We start from the raw sequence: 2,212 nt of genomic DNA, 5'->3' as shown, positions 1-2,212 counted from the left end.
GAAGCGGTCAGGCCGAGGGCGGCAGCGAAAGTAGCGAATTTGGTCATGATCATGCTCCGTTTCGTTTGAAGGCTGCCGTCTCCGGCAACATCGATGCGACAGTTACACAATCCAGAACTCTTGAAAAGCAGCATCAATTCAAAATCTCCGAGGGGTTGTCTCTACTGTTGCATAATCGCCAACACCGCGCCGCCGCGATCGGTTCCTGCCCCTGCCCCGCCTCGCCGCAAGTGTTGCAAAGCTGCACTAGCCACGACGAAATACCTGCGACAAAACGAAAAATGTCGCCGCCGCAACGACGATCGACGGACCCGCCGGCGTATCCAGCCGCAAAGAGAACCACAGCCCCGCCGCAACCGCGCCGGCCGCGATCAGGGCGGCCGCCGCAGCCATTGCCTCGGGCGTGCGCGACAATCCGCGCGCCGCCGCCGCCGGCACGATCAACATGGCTGAAATCAGCAGCGATCCGACCACGCGAATCGACAGCGCGACCACCACCGCCAGGCTGATGGACAGCACAAGCCGTTCGATTCGCGGATCGATTCCCGCGGCCATTGCCAGTTCCTCGTTCAGCGTCGCCGTCACCAGTCGCTGCCACCGCCAGACCAGCAACGCCAGAACCAGCGCCGCGCCGCCCCAGATCAGCGCCAGATCAGGGCGGCCCACCGTCAGGATATCGCCAAACAGGAAACTGGTCAGGTCGGTCCGTGCAGATGGCACGAAACTGACGCCGACCAGCCCGACCGCCAGCGCCGAATGGGCCAGCACGCCCAGCATCGTGTCCATCGCCTGTCCCCGGCTCACCAGCGCCGAAACCGTCACGGCCATCGCCATCGCCGTCGCCAGCGTGCCCAGATAGATCGAGACACCGAAGGCCAGGCTGATTGCCACGCCCAGGATGGCCGCATGGGCCGTGGCGTCTCCGAAATAGGCCATTCGGCGCCAGACCACGAAACTGCCCAGAGGCCCGGCCACAACCGCCAGCCCCAATCCGGCCAGCAGCCCGCGGATGAAGAAATCGTCAAGCATCCGGGCTGGCGCCGCGCGGGTGGTGATGCGCCTGATCCACGGCATGATCATGGTCGTGATCGTGATCATGGCGATACAGCGCCAGCATGCCTTCCGCGCCGCCCCCGAACAGGGCGCGATATTCCGGCGCGCTGCTGACCTGCCGGGGCGAGCCCTCGCAGCAGACATGGCCGTTCAGGCAAATGACCCGGTCCGACGACCGCATCACGACCAGAAGATCATGACTGACCAGCAGCACCGCCGCGCCGGTCTGACGCCGCACCTCGTCGATCAGCTTGTAGAAGGCCACAAGGCCAGGCTGGTCCAGCCCCTGCGTTGGCTCGTCGAGAACCAGCAGATGCGGATCGTGCAGCAGCGCGCGGGCCAGCAGGACACGCTGGAATTGCCCGCCCGAAAGCTGGCTCAGCGGGCGGCGCTCCAGCCCCTCGACCCCGGTCCGCGCCAGGATGGCCGAGGCAGCGGCCGCATCGATACGCCGGGGCAGCGACAGGAAGCGACGGACATTCATCGGCATCGCGGTGTCGAGCTGCACCCGCTGCGGGACATAGCCGATCCGCAATCCGGCCTGCCGAACCACCTGCCCACCCGCCAGTGGCATATGCCCCAGCAATGCCCGCACCAGCGTCGATTTGCCCGATCCGTTCGGCCCGACCACCGTCACGACCTCGCCCGGATCGATGCGGAAATCGACATGCGACAGGACCGGCTCTTTCGTGCCGGGGCGCCAGATGGTCAGGTCGCGCGCCTCGATCAACGCGCTCATAGGGCGATCCTGTCGGTTGCGCAGGCCGGGCAAAGTCCCACGGCCTCGATCGTCGCGCGCTCGATGGCAAAGCCGGTCTTGCCGGCCAGATCGGCCAGGGCATCGCGGACCTGCGTGGCCGGAAACTCGGCCAGCCTGTCGCATTGGCGGCAGATGAAAAAGGCAGCAGGATGATCATGACCGGGATGCAGGCAAGCCGCGAAGGCGTTCAGCCGTTGCAGGCGGTGGGCCAGGCCGTGCCGGACCAGGAATTCCAGCGCGCGATAGGCCACGGGCGGCTGGTGCCCGAACCCGGCACCGGCCAGCCGCTGCAAGATGTCATAGGCGCCCATCGCGCGGTGCGATTCCAGCAGGATCTCCAGCGTGCGCCGCCGGACCGGAGTCAGCCGCCCGCCCCCGGCGGCGACACGCGCCTCGGCC

At 66.7% G+C, this 2,212-nt stretch carries 3 protein-coding genes; all 3 read right to left on the bottom strand.

All coding sequences use genetic code 11. The features are described 5' to 3' along the window. Positions 1 to 246 precede the first annotated feature (246 nt). A complete protein-coding gene (locus B4A72_RS04145) occupies positions 247 to 1,029 on the bottom strand; it encodes a metal ABC transporter permease (RefSeq protein WP_292954783.1) in 783 nt (260 codons plus the stop codon). Further along, on the bottom strand, positions 1,022 to 1,792 hold the full coding sequence (locus B4A72_RS04140; protein ID WP_292978132.1) for a metal ABC transporter ATP-binding protein: 771 nt from the start codon (positions 1,790 to 1,792) through the stop codon (positions 1,022 to 1,024). Before B4A72_RS04140 ends, B4A72_RS04145 begins: the two co-directional genes overlap by 8 nt. Then, the coding region (locus B4A72_RS04135) for a Fur family transcriptional regulator (RefSeq protein ID WP_292978131.1) at positions 1,789 to 2,212 on the bottom strand (424 nt) is incomplete at its 5' end. The genes B4A72_RS04135 and B4A72_RS04140, both read right to left, overlap by 4 nt.

The organism is Paracoccus sp. UBA5162 (assembly GCF_002413585.1).
Classification (GTDB): Bacteria; Pseudomonadota; Alphaproteobacteria; order Rhodobacterales; family Rhodobacteraceae; genus Paracoccus.
Note: the sequence above shows the minus strand (reverse complement) of the source record. Positions and strands in the feature narration are given on the sequence as shown.

Bases quoted from the DNA above. Each gene is read 5' to 3' on its own strand.
- B4A72_RS04145 (WP_292954783.1), bottom strand. From the start codon at position 1,029: ATGCTTGACGATTTCTTCATCCGCGGGCTGCTGGCCGGATTGGGGCTG.
- B4A72_RS04140 (WP_292978132.1), bottom strand. From the start codon at position 1,792: ATGAGCGCGTTGATCGAGGCGCGCGACCTGACCATCTGGCGCCCCGGC.